This window comes from Dyadobacter psychrophilus (assembly GCF_900167945.1).
Classification (GTDB): domain Bacteria; phylum Bacteroidota; class Bacteroidia; order Cytophagales; family Spirosomataceae; genus Dyadobacter; species Dyadobacter psychrophilus.
In genome coordinates, this window is sequence record NZ_FUZA01000003.1 from 144,552 (window position 1) to 162,789 (window position 18,238).

Here is an 18,238-nt window from a genome sequence, read left to right on the forward strand (position 1 = left end):
ATTAACATTGTATCAGGTCCACTCGGATTCGAGGTTGACCCCGATCCTGAGCGCTTTCAATCCGGTAACGCCCTGCAATTCTTCGAGATCAAGAAATTCCAGGTCATCATTTAAAGTCTTTTTTTCCTGTAAATACCGGATATAACCTACATATTCTTCGGCAGATTTACTATTAAAATAAACCAGCGCTATTTTTCCTGGCTGCGTAAGGCGCTCGCCAGTTCCTTTAATGTGGACTTTATCAATGCGTTTTTTAATTACCTGATAGCGAATATTGTATGCGCCTTCCACGTCGAACCTCCGCTCGTCGTCGCGAAAACTAATGTCAATGCTACTGGAATGGATAAAGATCAACTGCGTGGTTTGCAGCGGCTTATCCATTTGAGAAATGAGCGAATTGGTGATTTTAGCAATAGCCGCCATGGACGTCAACTGCCAGAGGCGGATATTTTTGAGATACAGTTCGCTAAATTTTTTCTCAGGCTCAATGGACTGTCCGATATAAATGTCATACTCAATCCCATCCGTCCGGAATTTCTCGAAGTAGCATGGATAAGACTGCTGAATTTCCTTTCTGAACAAGTCCAGATAGAGATTTACCGATGAATTGACCTTTTGCATGGAAGCTTCCAGCGCTCTTCTGTTGGCATATGCAGCGCCATTCAGCTCGTCTGTGATTTTGAAATATCTATCAATTACATCCACCAGTTCTTCGCTTTCGTCATCCGGAATATCGGAAGCTGTCTGAAAAACCCGGGCTTCTTTGAAATGGACCAGGAATGGATGTGCCTCATATTCAAGAAAGTCGCGCACGCGCATTTCGTCGCTGTCGGTTGTATCATTGTCGATTTCTTCGATCCATTTCTTACACTTATAGATCATTTCATCGGCCAGTCCGAAGCCAAGTTTCTGCTTTAAAATCGTAAAGGTTTCAATCAATAAATCAAATTGTAAATGTAAATCGTCCCTTAGTGCAGCATTCCTTTCCAACGTGGAATTCCGGATATCGATGGCCCCATAAAGCGGATATACATTCCGGAACTGAATATTTTCAATGGTGGGTGAAGGCAGTTGCAGCGATTTGTCTCTGAGATAGTGCCACGCAGTTTCTCTGAACCGCCATTGAACGGCAGGCTGCAGCGAAGTAAATTTCTCTCTGATCACATTGTCGATCTCTACATTGAACTCGTCAATGTAATATTTCATCATTTGGCCTATGAAGGGAAGAGCTGCATCCAGCCGGGCCAGCACACGTTCGTCAATCGCCTTTTGCGACTTGGAATACACTTCCAAAACACCAATAGCTTTACTATCATAATAAACCGGCAGCAATGCATAGGATTCAACGCCATCGGCTTTCAAGGTGCGGATGAAATCCATCTTGCTTTCATCTTCAAGCGCCAGATTTCTCATAAACACCACCTTAGGAGCCTGAAAATACTGGTTAGCCATGGACAGATACATGTCTTCCGCCTTGTTATCTTGAAGCGCCGCAGTCATCAGCTTGCTGAAAAGCACGGTGCTACGATCGAAAACAAGCTTATTGTTCACACGCAGGACGGGCAGCAATCCAAAATCAATGTCCGAATTGCAGGCGAGCATTTTCAGCGCATCTGTGACATTCCTGAAATAAGTGTTTGCATCGTAGGAAGCACGATCGAGGATTGCGCTTTTGATATTATCAACTGCATGCTCGGCCGTTACATCCGTGAATGTAATCACCGAAAAGCCCTCAAACCTGAACATTGTCAACGGAAGCAGCCGGGCCAGCACCGTGATGTCGTTGGATTCCTGCAATTCTTTCCGGATTTCCTCCAGATCAAGTTCGGGAAGACTTCCCTTGGCATATACGTCGGCAAAACGGGTGTCCAGATTTGCACGGTAATATCGTTTAAGCCCTGTCTTATCATCGTTCAGCGCGATGATCATGTCGTTTTCGTGCAGGGCAGGAAAATGATAAAGCCGTTCGAGAATAAACGAATAAAGCTTTTTCATTTTTTGCTGCACATTGATTACGGTCTTATCCGCAATTTCGCACCGTACACAGCCCGAATTGTCCGTCATAAGCTTGTAAAAGCCCGACGTTCCATAAAATACGACTGGACTCACAGGTGTGCTGAGTGCCCAAAAAACATCATCTTCGTTTGTAACGGGTGGCATTAGCATGCCATAAACCAAACTTAACTCTTCTCTGAAATCCGCGATGTTATTGATATCAATGTCTGCGGAAAAGGCCGGATTCGACCGCAGCCGGTCCAGCACCATAGAGAAGAATGTTTTTTTGACTGTTTGTTCCTGTCCTGCTTTCTCTTCCAGAAAATTGATAAAATTTCTGAAAGAGATGGAAGAATCAATTTTCTGGAGACCGTATGGTGCATCTTGGATTACATCAATAATAGTCGGTTCCATTATAATATTTTTTAAAACGCGTTTCCATCTCCGACGGTCGTCAAAAATCCGCGTTTTTTGTTAAATTCCAATGTTAAATTTTAAGTTACTCTTTTAAAACCGGTTCTTTAACCTTCTCTGTGACAGACGGTTTAATGATCATTCGGAGTGACTGATCTTTTGTAAAATAGGCCACCATCCAGTTGTAAAGCGTCTTGATCCGGTTGCGGTGATTGATCAGCGAGATCAAGTGTATAAACAGCCATGCGAGCCAAGCGATCACGCCTTTAAAATGCAGCTTCGGCGACGGCATGTCCACAACGGCTTTTGCACGGCCAATGATAGCCATGGAACCCTTGTCGTGGTATGCAAATGGTTTTAGTGGCTGATGTTCAGCGGTTCGCCGGAAATTCTCCGCTAATGTTTTGCCTTGCTGGATGGCAACCTGCGCTACCTGCGGGTGCCCGTTGGGAAACTTGGGATCCGTTTGCTGCAAGCTGGCGTCCCCGATCGCGTAAATATTGTAGGAACCGATCAGCTTATTGTAGGCGTCCACAAGCATTCTGCGTCCACGGCCATACGCTTCCGGCGGAATGCCTTCGAAAACTTTCCCCGTAACGCCGGCGGCCCAGATCAATGTTTTGGCTTCAATACATTCACCTTCACTGAAACACACCTTATCGTCAACAAAATCGGAAACGTGCGTATTCAGCTTGATTTTCACGCCCAGCTTGCGCAATGCTTCGTAAGTGTCCTTTTGTGAGGCTTCGCTCATGGGAGAAAGCAATGCATCACCGCCATCCACCAGGTAAATTTCACTTCCTTTTCCGGCCAGCTCAGGATATTCTTTTCTTAAAATCCCGTTGCGCATTTCTGCAAACATACCGGAGATTTCTACGCCCGTAGGCCCGCCGCCGGCGATAACAACGGTCAACAGCTTTCTGACTTCCTCGGGATCTTCGGAGATTGTGGCTTGCTCCATCTGCTGCAAAAGACGATTTCGCATGCCGATGGCATCTTCGACGGTTTTCATGGGCGTAGCGTTACGCTTCACATTTTCCATGCCGAAGAAGTTGGTCTCTGCCCCGGTTGCGAAAACCAGGAAGTCGTAGTCCAGCTCTCCGTTGGAAAGGATTATCTTATTCTCGGTGGTGACTACACTTTGCAACTCTCCAAGTCGGAATGCCAGATTACCCTTGCCTCTGAAAAGCTTGCGGAACGGATAACTAATGCTCGACGGCTCCAAAAAGGCCGTGGCAACCTGATAAATCAGGGGCGGAAAAAAATTATAGTTGTTCTTATCTACGAGTGTTACTTCAAACTTGTTATTCTTGGCCAGGTCGAGGGCCAGGTTCACACCGGCAAATCCTCCTCCTACAATGACAATTTTCATAATGCTTACTGTTTTTTAGGGGGTAATGATGTTAATAATTTGTTCCGCATTGATCGGCAACAGTCTGCATAGCCCCAGGTAAGATTATAAAAAGAGGCACGCTAGGCCAGGCTGTCGGTCATTTTCCCCGATTTTTTCAAGTATTTGATATAACCATAAACAAGGCCGAGAAAAACGGTAATGCCTATGAAAAGCTTTAAACGCGTATCGCTATCGGGGGTAAGCTCGGGATATCTGAACAGGATGATGGCCGTGATCCCTACTAACCAGACGAACAACGTGTTATATTCCTTTAAAATCCATCTTTTATAATTGAAGCGCATATCATTGAACGTCTCCGACATGCCACTGAAATTGATAATCCACCGGTTTACCTTCCTGCAATAATTGTCAAAATCAGCCCCGAACTTGTTGCGCAAAAAGTTCTCTTCTGCCAGCACGATCGCCTGATATATGAACAAAAAAGACGGCATAACAATGCCCACATATACCAAAGAATTCGACAAAATTCCCACACCCAGCAACATTAGGATATTTCCAACATAAAGTGGGTTTCGGCAATGTTTAAAAATCCCTTCGGTCACCAGCTTCTCGGCATATACCCTCCTGTCACGGCCGCCGCGGATAATGTAGGCAAGACCAATGGTTATACCCCGGATTATCTCACCCGAAAAAGTCACCAGCAAGCCAAGAATGATTGGAAACAGATAATATTTCTCTCCAAAATGTTCTGGTTTGAACAGCAAAGGCGAGGGTAAAAATAAAAGCAGATACAGAAAAATGAATAAAATATTCCTGAACCTGAAAAAGAAATTGCCGATTGTGACCATCATTTTTTATAAGCGATTAGACCTGAAAAATTATACCATTTGAAGAAAGTTTCACAATCTCCAAAGCCCGTTTCCTTCAATAAAAGCAGGTTTTCAGACAGCTTATATGGAATCAAAACGTTTTCCAGGGCCTCCCTTTTCTGCGAAATTTCCATCTCGCTGTAATGGTTACGGCGCTTATAATTGTAATAATATTTGATAAAGTCGCGATTGAAAACGGTGCTCTCTGCAAGCACTTTTTCAACTAACAACAACACGCCTCCAGGGTTAAGCCCTTCGTAAATGTTGCGTAATAAGCGCTCTCTGTAAAGCGGCCTTACAAATTGTAATGTAAGGCAAAGGATCACAACCGAAGCATTCTTGATCGGCAGCTTCTCGTGCAGGTCGCCCGTTACGAGCTCGAAGGGGCGCACAAAACCTGCTTCCTTTAACTTTACATCACATTTTTCAAGCATCTCGGTCGACTCGTCGATCCCGATGAACCGGATGTCGGACGGGATGAGCTTGTCTATCTCGATCATCGTGGTGCCCGTGGAGCATCCCAGATCGTACACAAAACTTCCTTCTTTGACGTGATCCGCCGCAATCTCTCCCAGCATGCGCTGCATTTCGTTGTAAAACGGGACTGATCTGCTGACCATGTCGTCAAAAACTTTTACAACTGTTGTCCCGAATTTAAAATCCGACACTTTGGTAATTTCATCTTTGAAAACATTGTCCTGTTCGGGTTGCGGTGTCTCTGTCATACTAGATTAGGTTTGATTTAATTCAGCTTTTTCCCGCTTGCCATCTTTCGTGTTGAATATTTTATCCCAAAAGTCTGAGCTTACGCCATAACCCTTCTCAGAATCGGCATAATGATGCTGCATGTGGTGCTTTTTCAATTTCTTCCAGAAGGGAGATTTGAAGTTGGCATGATGCAAAGCATAATGGCTCATATCATAGAACAAATACCCGGTCATAAAACCTGAGAAAAAAGCAGCGACGCGGAATTCGTCCATAAAAATGGCAAATAAAAAATAAAATCCAGTCGCTAACGGAATACTTACTGACGGCGGCATCACAAGTCGCTTAGAATCATTGGGATAGTCGTGATGCACTCCATGAAAAATAAAGTGTATCCGCTCCATCAACTTTCCTTTCGGTGAAAAATGAAACACAAACCTGTGCATGAAATATTCTGTGAACGTCCAGACGAACAAGCCGCCAAGGACTGTAAGAACAAAATCATACCAAACCAAACCTCCCGGTTGCAACGACTTCCAGGAAGAACAAACGATTACCGGAATGAAAATAAAGAGCGGTACGCTGAAGTGGACCTTCGAAAGGGATTCAAGAAAATTACTTTTGAACATTCTTGAAGATTCCGTTGAGTTGGAGACATAATTTTTAGCCATGTCATACAGGTTTAATCCGCTGGACTACCGTCTTTCCGGTAGCCGTCTCAGTTCCTTTAAGTTCAATATAAAGTACATTGGGAGACCAGAACGTCCCCCCGTCGATCCGGATGAAAACCCGGCTCAGGATGCATTCTTTTTTGTTGATATTCGCATAAACATGATACTCGTTCTTGCTGTCTTTGCGTAAATAAAGAGGCATTTTCGAGTAAGCAACCGACCGCAGTTCGTAGGTTGAATTTCCGATGGATTTGGAATTGATCCCGTAAGCAAATTTCCTTTGCAGGTAATTGAGATCTCTTCTTTCGCCGCCGTCGGTGTATCTGATCCAGAACGCATCAACAGGATTCTTGCGACTTAACTGGCCCTGATCATCCAGGTTAAGGTGATAAATAATTGTATTCGCATTGGGATCACGCTGAATGTAGAAAAGTAATCCGGGGATATTCTTTGGTACTGGAAATTCATCAGGCTCATTGACTGAAACCTTTGGATTTTTATTAGCAGAAAGACTTCCTGAATACGAACACAGCAGCAGGCTAAAAGCCAGCATCATACTAACTGCGTTTTTCATGACTATTGTTGAGTACTATTGATAAATTGCCTGGGCAATCATTTCACGGTCACATTCACCATATTGGAGCACTTCTTCAACCATTGCGGCATTACCCGAAAACGGTCCGGATGATTGTATTTTCAAAGTGGCCATCGCCGCCCCGAATTCACCCGCTTCCTGAATGTCAGCTCCCTGTATTTTTTTACTCAGATAACCCGCCATATAAGTGTCCCCGCAGCCGGTCGCATCCACGATCGCCGTTGGCTTATAAGCTGGAATCCTGAAAAAATCATTGTCTTTATAGATCAGTGAGCCTTTGCTGCCCAGTGTAATAATCACCTCTTTTACACCAAGGTCCGCCAGATATTCGGCGCCCTTGCGCACGTCGCTCGTGCCTGTCACGACTTCCATTTCAAACTCATTTGCTTTGAGGATTGAAACATGCGGAAGCGCTTCTTTCTTATCGGCCCAGTCTTTATACAAAACCTTCTGGTCTTTCACATATCTCAGATACCCTTGAATATCCAGTGAAACCGTGCCTTTTTGAGCAAGCGATTTCAACAGATCCACAGAAATATCGTCGGAAAGCAAAGGACCCAAATGAAATATCCTCGACTCAATATCAGGCATTTGCGCCGTGGTGAATGGTGCGGCCTTGTGCAGCACATTCTGCTCGCGGTGGTCCTGATTGGCACTGTAGATATTTTCGAAGTAAACAGTGTGTTCGCTCGGTTGGGAGAATACCTGAATGTTTTCGTCCCTCAATGCGGATACGATATGGTTTTCTTTTTCTGCCAGCGCCGTTACCAGCATGTAGTCCACATCGAAGTGCCTTAGCGCCTTCGAAAAGTAGAACGACGTGCCGCCAGGCATGTATTTGACAGACTGGGCAGTTACCACTTTATCCAAAGTAATGTGCCCTATGGTACAAATGTCGTACATCTTCTTTTTCAATTTAATTTTATCAAGGCTGGTGTCCGTGCCCGATAAAAGTTGACAACTAACCCCAAATTGTAATTGTATCCGCTATTTGGGCAAAATCGGTAATCTCAACATCCGCATCCGAAACTTTGAAATCCGTGTCGGCTTCATCCCATCCTTTTACGTTCAGCCAGATCGTTTTACAGCCTAATGACTTGGCTGGCTGAATGTCCTTGGAATACGAATCCCCGATCACGACACATTCCTCAGGAGACAGCGCCAGTTGATCAATTCCGAGCTGATAAATTTGCGGGTTGGGCTTCCGGACGCCAACAACGGCAGATTCAACAACGGCCTGAAAATAATCGCTGATGCCAAAATCCTGCAAAACATGATTGATGTTCCCATAAAAGTTGGAAACCATCACGAGAGGGTATTTTTGCGCCAGTTGTGCCAAGACGGGCGCGGCTTTTTCAACAGTAGTGTGTGCAAATAGGTTACATTCGCGGGCTATTGCCTCAATGGATGCATCATTTAATTCAAATCCTTTTTCTTTTAAAAAGCTGAATTGCTGCTCCACTTTTAGAAACAAAACATCATAAAAAACATGATGCGGTTCAATGATCGGTTTGATCGCCAGGGCTCTCTCGCCGTATTTGTATGCCTCTGCAAATGCTTCCCTATCCACATTTACCTGGTTACGCTGGTAACTCTCCCACAAAACATTAGCCCAATGCAGGCCGTTGGTATCGATTGTACCACCGTAATCAAATAAAATTCCTTTAATCATAATCGTCGGCTTTCGCCAGTTACTCCTATCGGGACAGCTTTGAGATCTTCTTCGAAAACCTCCCCTTCTTTATTAACTTTATTATTTTTGGTCTTCTTATTCATCAATGCTAAGCCGATAATGATCCAAAAAATCTCCCGGATCCGCATTACGATGCCGATAAATATTCCTTGTGAGGCCGCAAATCCTACGCTGCTTAACGCTAATGCGAGTCCGCCTTCCCTGGTTCCCAGCTGCATCGGGAAGAAGAAAATCAGGTTGGCAAAGAGCGAGGATCCCGAACTGATGATCAACGATTCCGGCAAAGACATTCCTAATCCAATGGCCAGCGCGGTAAAGTAAATTTCTGCGCAGCCAATGACCCTTGCCGTGAATTCATAGAACAACGACAGGTAAAAAATGTTTCTTCTTTCGGCATATAAAATGCGGATCTGATCATCGACTTCGTATAATGTTTCCGCATTTTTTAAAGCAAACTCCCTGGCTTTGGTTTTGATAAAAGGAATCTTTTCCAAAAGCTTGAATGTGCTTACTGTAAAGCCCTTTTTGTAAACATTGATAAACCAATAACCCAAAATGAGCCCGGTAATCAGCAACAATCCGCATCCCAGCAGCATTACATTGTTCAACGGCACAACCGCCACGATCAGAACGATGGACGCCAGCCAGAAAATCACGTGCGAAAACATGTGCATTAAGCTGTAAAGCAGCACTGAAGAAGTGGCTTTTTGAATTCCCAACGCAGGTTTTAGTTCCAAAATACGGTAAGGCTCACCGCCTAACGCGACGAATGGCGTAATGTAATTGATCGCATAACCTGAGATCGTCAGTTTCAAAACTGCCCAAAACGAAAGGTCAGTTTCCGGCATATTCTTTTCCCGGATAATGGCCCGGAAAGCCAGCGCATTCAGGACGTAAATCACCAGCCAGCTCCCGATGACCGGGATGAACCAGATGCCTGTCCTGTTTATATTTTCCCAAATCACAAGCGGTCCGGTCCCGTAGATCATATAACCTAGCGACAGAATGCCGATTGCCATGAAAAGGGCTTTATACGCCTTGGAATTCATTCGTTTTAATCTTTTGATAAAAATAACGGCTTACCTTTTCCTGGTTCACGATCATATAGATCAGGATGGGGTTAAGAACAAACATATCGAAGAAAAAATAAATCCACGATTGGTCCAGAAACAGCCAGAGGAACAGGAATAGCACCCTCGTGTTGAACTGGACAATGTTTGTATACTTCATCAAAGGCTTGTTATGCGCGCGAAAATCGGTAACGAGATCCTTTGGCAAGCCTGTTTTATATTTTTCACGAACCAAGCCAAGCAACTTTTGCAAGTGTGGAGAGAAGCTTTCCTGCAACTTGGTGTAATTCAGATAAGTGCGTGCGATGAATTTCATTCCAAAATCCGATTTCCAGCTCAGCCTGTCATATTCAGCTTGCAGGTCGCGGCTATTATCCAGCTCGCTCCCAGACGTTCCTTTGATAAAAAACAAATGCACATTCCGATAATAATCGGCCATTGCCGATTGCACCACGTGCGACGCTCCCGCCAGCACGCCCGGCACCCAAATCCAGGCGCTCCATCCTTCGTTCTGACTTCTCAAACAGATCGCAATGTGAATGGCAATAAACCAGAAATCGCCCGCGGCACCGTCCAGAATCCTTCCTAACCGGCTTTTATCATTCGTCATCCGCGCCAGCTGACCGTCCGCACTATCCAGCGAATTGGCAAATACGAGCAATAACATCCCGATCACATTGATCCACAGCTCCTGATAGTAAAACAAGATCCCGGCAGCAACGCCGAAGAAAATGCTGATAATCGTCACCGGATTAGGCCTCAACCCTATTTTGGCACAAAACAACGCGATCTGATAGCCGATAGGCCGGTAAAACCAAATGTCGATCTGCTCTTCTGTGTCGTTGGATTTCAGCGAGCTTTCGAATGCTGAAATTTGAGGTTCAGTAATGGTCGTTTCGGGGCGCTTTATAACTGGATCCATTAAATACTTTTAGTAAATTTCTCGTAAATCATGCGGGCAATGTGTCCTGCGGCCTTGTCGCGGCATGGCGCGAAGCTTGGCCAGTCGTTTAAATCAATAATGCCGAAACTGCCGTCTTTTCCAACGATTGCATCACCGCCGTAAACATCAATTCCTACCACTTTTGCCGCTTCCGTTGCCACTTCTTTCAGCTTGTCCGCATCAAATGGATAGTAAGCCGAATTGCCGTTAATGTTTTGATATTCAACATATTTATGATGGTTGTTATCATATGGATAAAACCAAAAGAAAAAATCCGTCCCGCGCACGCCGTAAAATTTCACCAGGTCGCCGATCAAATGTTTGCTGATCACCGCATCCGGAATGTCACGCAATGCATATTCACGCAAAATCTCCCTGGCTTCCTCACGCGACGCTGCAAATGACACGTCTTCCTTATGAATAGCGTGAAAATCGCCCCTCTTTATCCAATAACCTTTTCCTGTAATCGCGTCGAAAACTTCGTCTCCTGTGTAATCCGTGGGCACGATGTAACTTTCGGCAACCGGAATGTTGTTCAGGTTCAATGCATTGGTCAGGTTTGTCCGAAAGCAATTTTCAATGCCGAATGCGGAGTTTATAACCTGTGCACCGTTTTCTTCCAAAACCTGCAATTTTTTAACAACTTCTTTCTGGCGGGCCATTGTGAAGATCTTCTGTTCGGTGATGTTTTCGTTTTTCAAAAAATCATCCTCAAAACTTATCCGCACTTTGCAACCCATTTTTTCTAATTCCTTTGCTGTCAAAGAAAAGATCGCATCGTCATTTCCAATGTGGTTAGGCGAGAACTTACGGTTCCGGGGAACGCCCAATATGTTTAATTCACTCATTTACGCTGCGGCAGGCAAATACGCTCCTGCCTTTAATTGGTGTCTGTTACTCAATTTATTTAATCAAACAGCAGTTTCGGGGCTCAAAAAAAGCTCGGCTGTTTTAATGTCCTGCACGTGGTCCACATCCACAATTTTGGAAAATGGATAAGCCTTTAAATGAATGTTATTTTCCAGCAACTGGCGCTGAAAATTGCGCATCCGGCTTACACCGCCGTTCACCGCTTCACTTACAAGCGTAATAGCATCTTTTCTCAGGCAATAAATCCCGCCTGAAACGAATGTTGTTTGCGTCGTATTTTTATCCGTGAAAGCAGTAATGTTCTCCGCTTCATCAATTGCTACATATAAAGGACTTTCATCGTCAATAAATGTGGTTACGGCCATGAGCCCGCCCAGCTCCTTATTTTCCGCAAATTCCTGAATGTACGCCGTGAATTCTTCTTCTTTGAAAACCGTATCCGTTGTCGTCAGACAGACTGCATTTAGCTCCGGGTCGCTTCCCAGCAGTTCGTAAACACTGTGTAGCGAACTCGGCGTTGATTTTTTCACAATCTGAATCGGCAATGTCAGGCTGAGTTCGGACAAGTGACTTTCTAGAGCGGCTGATTCTTCATTGATAATGATCATGATCTTTTCTGCGTCGTTGCGCATAAAGATCCCTATCAGCCTGTCTATCAGCATTTCCCCATTCAGCGTCACCATTGGTTTCGGGAGCTTGAAACCCTCCTTTGCCAAACGTGACCCTTCTCCGGCCGCTATAATTGCGTAATTCATATATAATTGGTGTCTTTTCCTTAATGCCCCTTAAAAATCAAGCCTGAACCTCGCCCTAATCCCCCACTCCGAAACATTCGGGTTGTCCAGATAAGTGAAACGTTTCACCAGATCCACCCTTAACAGTTTGAAAATGTTGGCTATACCCACACTTCCTTCAATGTAAGGCTCTCTCGATAATGTATAGCTGATCGGCTTGCCGTTTTCATCCACCGGAAAGCGGAAAAGCGCGGGGTTATTGGCCGGGTTATTTTCGTCCCTGAGTCCTCCCATGAGTCCTTTGAAGCTGAAAACCTCTCTCAGTTTCAGTTTTTTCAACAATGGTATTTTATTGAATAGGAAGCCGTTCATATAATACTGCACGTCCAGACTGGCATAATGATCGCTCACAAATTCCAGGAAGTTCATCAGGTTATAACTGTTGAGCTGGTAAGCGTAAGTCTGGTTGGCACGGTGGATGGTAAGCAGCGGAAAAAGGACATTGTTTCCGAAAATGTAACTTCCCTCAGCCGTAACGTCCGCATAACCAAACTGCGACAGGTAAACACGTTTCGCAATGTTAGCCGAAACATTATGATAGCGGTTCTGACCTTCAAAAACACCTTTCAAACCTGCATTATAGCGCAATGTGAAGATCGGATATTTGTTAATGATCGGTGTCCGATAAAGTTTCCCCTGATAATATTGTTCATGCGGTGCATAGCGCAGTTCCAGGTTGGCTTCTGTGTTGCTCAATCCGCCCACATTCTCCAAAACGCCTTCATTATCAAGCTTTTCGTATCTCAAAATCCCTGCTGGTGTTTGTCTCCAGTTGGTAAAGCCAATTTTATAAGAAAAGCGGCTTTCGAACTCGCGGACATACTCCAGTTTGTACACATCATTGTAAAGCCAGCGGTTATTATCACCTCTTTTGAATGATAAAAGGAAGTTATCTTCCTGCACAAACTGCAAATCCTGACCCGGGATCTTGGTGTCGCGCTGGTAACTTGCGCGGATGTAGTTGAGCGGGAAATGGTAAACAGACTTGTTATTGAATGAATAAGTGCCACTCAGGAAATATTTCCATTTCTGGTCCTTGAAACCGTACGCTGCATAAGTTTCCAAATAAAAGCGTTTGCTGAAATCCGTCGTGGTCCGTCCGCCGAAACGCAGCCTGAAACCTTCCACGGGGTTGAAACTGTAAAAAGTATTCACCGGCCCCACTTCCACTTTGCCAAAGGATTTGTAACCCGACAAAAAAAGTGTGGCAATGTCCATCGTGCGGCGGAATGAAGGAATGGTTTGCAACGTATCCACATTTCTGTAAATGTTAAGCTCCATTTTTTCCAAAGGCAGATGCCTTGCGCCAGCCCAGAATGCTTCGCCCGTTTTTACATCGGGATTGAATGCCACCTGCTCGCTCGGACCGCTGTAAACACTGTCGGGGCGGCTTTGGTTAACCGTATAGTTTTTAAAATTTACTACACGCTGTCCATAAAAACCTGCATTCTTCTCGCCTAATGCGAACTCCATACCCAATGTTGTCTTCGTTGGGTGATAGCGTCCGTCCGGTCCTTTTTCATATTCCAGACGTGCTTCGAGGTCACGCATGAAGTTGAGGTTAATGTCCTTGTTAACCGTCAGATACGCGTTCTGAACACCATAATTCCCGTCCAGTGTAATGTACAGCTTGCCTTCAAAAAGCATGTCTGTTTTGTTTCTTGGCACAAAACCCAGTTCAACGAGCCAAGGCGTTTCCGTTTTGATCGTATCGCGGATGAAGAATTTGTAGAATGTCGGCGCAGAATTCGCGATCGGGCTTAGTAACAGGTTTGTCGCAATGGAAATGTCGTTTTCGTAAAGATTAACATCTTCATACAATCTGTTGAAATACGCGCTCAAACCATCATTATCCACAAACTTCGCATCAAATTCTGCCCTTCTGTTTGCCAGCACCCATTGCTTTTTAGTATATGGGTTTTTGCGAAAATAAATCTGAGAAAGCTTTTCCTGAATGTAAGCCGGCAACATATTCTTGCCGCCCATTGCCGTCGAATCCTGGTCCTCAAAAAGGAATTGGTAGTTCTTGAAAATGCGTTTTTCCTTGAAATTGTCCGACAGGTTGCTCAGCGCGAAAGATATCTTTTCATACTGCTCGTATTCAACGAAGTCATTGGCGGCCATTTTGTTCTGGTCCTTGTGCGCAATCACTTCGCGGATCAGCTGAACGGCTGGGTTATCCTTATTTCTGTAACGTCCCCTGCCCTTGATGGTCACTTCTTTCAACATGGAAGCATCCACCGACATTTTCACATTAATAACCTGCTCAATGCCCGGTGTAATGGGTTTTTCAATACTGAGATATCCTACATATGTGAATTTTACGGTTTTGTAATCTTCACGCAATGTCATCGCATATTTTCCGTCCGCATCAGAGGCTGTTCCCATGGTCGTGCCTGGGATTAGGATAGACACAAAAGGCAAGGTTTCGCCTGTTTTTGCGTCGGTAACGGTTCCTTTAATTGTGGTGCTTTGCGCTATGGCAGTTCCGGAAGCGATCTGTGCAAGACAGATTATCAGGAATACTTTTAACCATATCGACTTACTTATTGTTTTCATTTTTGAACATCGTAATGTTATTTTTCATGTGGCCCGCATCGGGTTGCCTGCACAGGGCTCCCAAAAAGGTGACCTGCACACGGTTGCTAAATACTGGTATTATCGGGGACGGCTTCAAAGCCACTTATTTTCTTTGTACCACATTAAAGTTTCCTGCATTCCCTGCCGCAAATCATACTGCGGTGTATAGTGCAGGCTGTTCCTGGCTGCGTCAATGCTGCAGATCCAGTTCGAGGCTGTGAGCTCTTTGAGTTTTTCCTTATTTAAAACCGGGGTCACGGAGGTAAATCCATAGATAAAATCCAGGAATCCGGCTGTCAGTTTTACCAAAAACAATGGTAAATGTGCCCTGAATATGTTTTTACCGCTGATTTCCCGGAACCGGTCTGCAAATGCATAACGATCGTAAGCCTGTCCGTCGGAAATATTGTATACTGTGGTTTCGCGCTGGTTTTCCAACATTGCGGCCATTGTGGCGGCCACAAGATCTTTGACATAAACGAAGCTCAGCCGCTGCGGGCCTTTGCCTATATATGCGTCCAATCCATTGTTCAGTGTTTTGAAAAGAATAAACAAATCCTTTTCACCGGGACCGTAAACGGCAGTCGGACGGATAATGGTGAGTGGTAAGCCGCTTACCTGTTCGAGATACTGCTCGGCAAGCAATTTACTTTTACCATAATCTGTCACAGGAATGGGCAATGTTTCCTCTGTAATCGGCTGTTGCTCAGCATAAGACAGCGGGCCAATAGCGGCCAGACTGCTCAGGAAAACAAAGCGTTTCAAAGGAATATTGGCTGACATGGCCGCTTGCGCCAGATGCAGGGAATATTCTGCGTTGACTTTATTGTAAACAGCCGTTTTCTTAGCCTTAGTCACTCCTGCTGCGTGGATAATGTAGGAATAGCCTCCATTTTCCAGTAATTCTTTCAAGGAATCCCTTGAATCAAAATTCGTATTCACAAGCGCCAGCGGGCCTTTTCCTGCCTTTCCTGAATCGCTTTGCAGCTTTTTCAGAAAGGTGAGGTCGCTGGAAGGCCTTACTGCTGCGTGCACTTCCATGCCTGCTTCCAGTGCTGCTTCAACCAGGTGAAAACCGATGAAACCGCTGGCCCCCGTTATGAATACTTTCTCTTTCATATTGCCTTTTCCAACAATCTGTACCGTTTGTACAGCTTACCGTTGATCTGCTCGATGGCGTGGTTCATCAGATAATTTCCTTCCAGCATCCACGAACATTCGCCACCTGTAATCTTTGTTCCGTAAGTGTTTTTGATGATATGGCCGTATAAACAGGCTTCTATGCCCATTTTCCGATATCCTTCAATCACTCCTAATGTCAACACGCGGATGCGGGTTATATTTTTTTTACCAAACAGAAGTTTAAATATTCCGGTCGGCAACAAACGTCCTCTTTTGATCTTGATCTGAATCTGGTTAATGTCCGGGATACCCAATACAAAACCCACCAGCTTGTTATCCTTCTCGGCAACGAGGCAGAAGTTCGGATCCAGCACCAGTTTCAAGTCGTTGGCCAGGTAATCGAATTCCTTCTCGGTCATCGGAACAAAGCCTAAATTCTTGTCCCAGGCACTGTTGTAGATTTCCCTGATCTTGACAACCTCATTTTTGAAGTCTTTCAAGTTGATCTTGCGAATCGTGATGCCGCTTCTTTTCAGCCTCCCTTCCAATGCCTCGATCAGCCTCACTGATTTATCATTCGCCTCATTCACATTGATCTCGTACGCAAGCAGATCCGTTTTCTTAATAAGCCCTGTTTTTTCAAGCAAAGGCACATAATAAGGCGGATTGTAAGGCATCATGGCCATCGGCGGCCTGTCATAACCTTCAATAAGCAGCCCGACGGTGTCATTGGTTGACAAATTCACAGGCCCGATAATATTATCCGCGCCTTTTGCCTTCACCCAATCCGAGGCCTGCCTTATCAGCAGATCAACCGTTTCCTGGTCATTGATTGTATCAAAAAATCCAAAGAAACCGTCGTTCCGCTCTGTAAACGCATTGTGGTTGCGGTTATAAATGGCTGCAACCCGTCCCACGATCTTGTCTCCCTCATAAGCCAAAAATAGTTGCACTTCCGAATGTTCATAAAAAGGATGCTTCTTCGGAGAAAGCATATCCCGTTGTGCTATAAACAGTTCCGGCACATAATTGGGATCTCCCTGATGTAAATCATGGGGAAAATCAATGAATGATGCCAGTTCCTTAGGAGAGTTTACGTGGGCAATACGCTTCATAGTTTTTCGGTAACTGCCTCGGGACAGATCTGACGATAAATTTTTGTCATTTTATCAACTGCTTCTTCAATCTGACCAAAAGTATGTGTTGCCATCAGCGAGAAACGGATCAATGAATGTTCCGGACGGACCGCTGGCGAAACCACCGGGTTAACAAAAACACCGTCTTCCTGCAACAGCTTGGTCATCAGGAAAGTCTTTTCGTTATCGCGGATGTAAACCGGCAGGATCGGGCTTTCTGTTTTACCGAGATCAAAACCATTTACAAGTAAAAGTTCTTTGGCATATCTTGTATTCGCCCAAAGACGCTCAATGTGATGCGGCTCAGACTCAATGATATCCAATGCTGCCAATGTGCTCCCTACTGCGGCCGGCGTCATACTCGCGCTGAACATTAATGAGCGTGCGCGATGTTTCAAATAGTCAATGGTCGCTGCATCTCCGGCAATAAACCCGCCTAACGAAGCAAGTGATTTACTGAATGTGCCCATGATCAGATCCGTGGTTTCGGTTAAGCCGAAGTAGGAAGCTGTTCCTGCCCCGTTTTTCCCGATTACACCCAAGCTGTGCGCGTCATCCACCAACACCGAAGCGTCGAATTCTGCTGCAATCGCATTTAGTTCCGGAAGTTTGACAATGTCTCCTTCCATACTGAAAATCCCGTCAGTAGCGATCAGCTTCACAGCTTCTTCCGGCAAAAGGCTCAGTTTTTTCCTGAGGTCCTTCATGTCATTATGCGCGTACTTGATCACTTTTGAGAAAGACAAACGGCTTCCGTCAATGATGGAGGCATGATCGCTTTCGTCCAGGATCAGATAATCGTTGCGGCCGGTAAGGCTGGACAATGCGCCCAAATTTGCCTGATAACCCGTACTGAAAAGCACCGAAGCTTCTTTTCCGGTGTAAGCGGCAAGCCTTCTTTCCAACTCTTCGTGAATGTCCAGCGTTCCGTTCAGAAAGCGAGAACCTGCACATCCGCTGCCGTATTTCTGCACGGCTTTTTGCGACGACTCGATAATATAAGGATGCGAGGTCAGTCCCAGATATGAGTTAGATCCAAACATAAGGACCGGCTTTCCATTGATAATAACTTCCGTGTCTTGCCCGGATTCGATGGGTCGGAAGTAAGGATAAAGACCTTTGGATCGAATGATAGCCGCGTCTTTAAATTCGGCGATGCGCTTATTTAATTTTTTACCCATAAGTAATTAATGTCAGAATCAACAGCTTCTTTTAGTGGGGTGCCTGATGGCTTAAAGCCGAGGCTGTGGAGTGATCAGAGCGATCAGTTGGTATTGTAGTGTTTATTTTCCATGCTAATTTTTTTTAGAACTTGAGTTTGATAAAATGTCAGTTTTTACGTCCTGCGCCTTCAATTTTCCTGTTCTTAAACTACTCTCCGGCCTTTACTTTTTACCGGATTTTAACTACTGGCATTCAAAGTTAAA

At 44.9% G+C, this 18,238-nt stretch carries 16 protein-coding genes; all 16 read right to left on the reverse strand.

The features are described from left to right. Positions 1-12: 12 nt before the first annotated feature. The 16 genes from B5X68_RS28930 to spt all read right to left on the reverse strand — a co-directional run bounded on the left by B5X68_RS28930 (position 13) and on the right by spt (position 17,992). Positions 13-2,409 (reverse strand): GAF domain-containing protein, encoded by a 2,397-nt coding sequence (locus tag B5X68_RS28930; RefSeq protein ID WP_082215469.1) that lies wholly within the window; start codon positions 2,407-2,409, stop codon positions 13-15. Between the two features lie 85 nt (positions 2,410-2,494). Further along, positions 2,495-3,781, reverse strand: a complete 1,287-nt coding sequence (locus B5X68_RS14455; RefSeq protein ID WP_082215470.1) for an NAD(P)/FAD-dependent oxidoreductase — start codon at positions 3,779-3,781, stop codon at positions 2,495-2,497. Between the two features lie 101 nt (positions 3,782-3,882). Next, positions 3,883-4,614: a methyltransferase family protein gene (locus B5X68_RS14460; RefSeq protein WP_229208422.1), complete on the reverse strand. Its 732-nt coding sequence runs from the start codon at positions 4,612-4,614 to the stop codon at positions 3,883-3,885. After that, positions 4,611-5,357: a carboxy-S-adenosyl-L-methionine synthase CmoA gene (cmoA, locus tag B5X68_RS14465; protein ID WP_082215471.1), complete on the reverse strand. Its 747-nt coding sequence runs from the start codon at positions 5,355-5,357 to the stop codon at positions 4,611-4,613. The genes B5X68_RS14460 and cmoA overlap by 4 nt, the downstream gene beginning before the upstream one ends. A gap of 6 nt (positions 5,358-5,363) precedes the next feature. Next, the gene (locus B5X68_RS14470; RefSeq protein WP_082215472.1) at positions 5,364-6,008 is read right to left on the reverse strand and encodes a sterol desaturase family protein; all 645 of its coding nucleotides are present in this window, start codon (positions 6,006-6,008) and stop codon (positions 5,364-5,366) included. Position 6,009: 1 nt separating this feature from the next. Beyond that, positions 6,010-6,582 carry a DUF4833 domain-containing protein gene (locus tag B5X68_RS14475; RefSeq protein ID WP_082215473.1) on the reverse strand — a complete coding sequence of 191 codons (573 nt, stop codon included), beginning with the start codon at positions 6,580-6,582 and terminating at the stop codon, positions 6,010-6,012. Positions 6,583-6,597: 15 nt separating this feature from the next. Further along, positions 6,598-7,506 (reverse strand): PfkB family carbohydrate kinase, encoded by a 909-nt coding sequence (locus B5X68_RS14480; protein ID WP_170916653.1) that lies wholly within the window; start codon positions 7,504-7,506, stop codon positions 6,598-6,600. A gap of 58 nt (positions 7,507-7,564) precedes the next feature. After that, positions 7,565-8,275: an HAD family hydrolase gene (locus tag B5X68_RS14485; protein ID WP_082215475.1), complete on the reverse strand. Its 711-nt coding sequence runs from the start codon at positions 8,273-8,275 to the stop codon at positions 7,565-7,567. Continuing rightward, positions 8,272-9,345, reverse strand: a complete 1,074-nt coding sequence (locus B5X68_RS14490; protein ID WP_082215476.1) for a lysylphosphatidylglycerol synthase transmembrane domain-containing protein — start codon at positions 9,343-9,345, stop codon at positions 8,272-8,274. The genes B5X68_RS14485 and B5X68_RS14490 overlap by 4 nt, the downstream gene beginning before the upstream one ends. Continuing rightward, the gene (locus B5X68_RS14495) at positions 9,326-10,288 is read right to left on the reverse strand and encodes a CDP-alcohol phosphatidyltransferase family protein (protein WP_082215477.1); all 963 of its coding nucleotides are present in this window, start codon (positions 10,286-10,288) and stop codon (positions 9,326-9,328) included. The genes B5X68_RS14490 and B5X68_RS14495 overlap by 20 nt, the downstream gene beginning before the upstream one ends. Then, positions 10,288-11,157: an ATP-grasp domain-containing protein gene (locus B5X68_RS14500; protein WP_082215478.1), complete on the reverse strand. Its 870-nt coding sequence runs from the start codon at positions 11,155-11,157 to the stop codon at positions 10,288-10,290. Before B5X68_RS14500 ends, B5X68_RS14495 begins: the two co-directional genes overlap by 1 nt. A gap of 63 nt (positions 11,158-11,220) precedes the next feature. Next, on the reverse strand, positions 11,221-11,934 hold the full coding sequence (locus B5X68_RS14505; RefSeq protein ID WP_082215479.1) for a nucleotidyltransferase family protein: 714 nt from the start codon (positions 11,932-11,934) through the stop codon (positions 11,221-11,223). 30 nt (positions 11,935-11,964) lie between these two features. Next, positions 11,965-14,532: a DUF5686 and carboxypeptidase-like regulatory domain-containing protein gene (locus B5X68_RS14510; protein ID WP_082215480.1), complete on the reverse strand. Its 2,568-nt coding sequence runs from the start codon at positions 14,530-14,532 to the stop codon at positions 11,965-11,967. Between the two features lie 114 nt (positions 14,533-14,646). Beyond that, positions 14,647-15,672 carry an NAD-dependent epimerase/dehydratase family protein gene (locus B5X68_RS14515; RefSeq protein WP_082215481.1) on the reverse strand — a complete coding sequence of 342 codons (1,026 nt, stop codon included), beginning with the start codon at positions 15,670-15,672 and terminating at the stop codon, positions 14,647-14,649. Further along, positions 15,669-16,790 carry a GNAT family N-acetyltransferase gene (locus B5X68_RS14520; RefSeq protein WP_082215482.1) on the reverse strand — a complete coding sequence of 374 codons (1,122 nt, stop codon included), beginning with the start codon at positions 16,788-16,790 and terminating at the stop codon, positions 15,669-15,671. Before B5X68_RS14520 ends, B5X68_RS14515 begins: the two co-directional genes overlap by 4 nt. Further along, positions 16,787-17,992: a serine palmitoyltransferase gene (gene spt, locus B5X68_RS14525; protein WP_082215483.1), complete on the reverse strand. Its 1,206-nt coding sequence runs from the start codon at positions 17,990-17,992 to the stop codon at positions 16,787-16,789. Before spt ends, B5X68_RS14520 begins: the two co-directional genes overlap by 4 nt. Between the last annotated feature and the right edge of the window lie 246 nt (positions 17,993-18,238).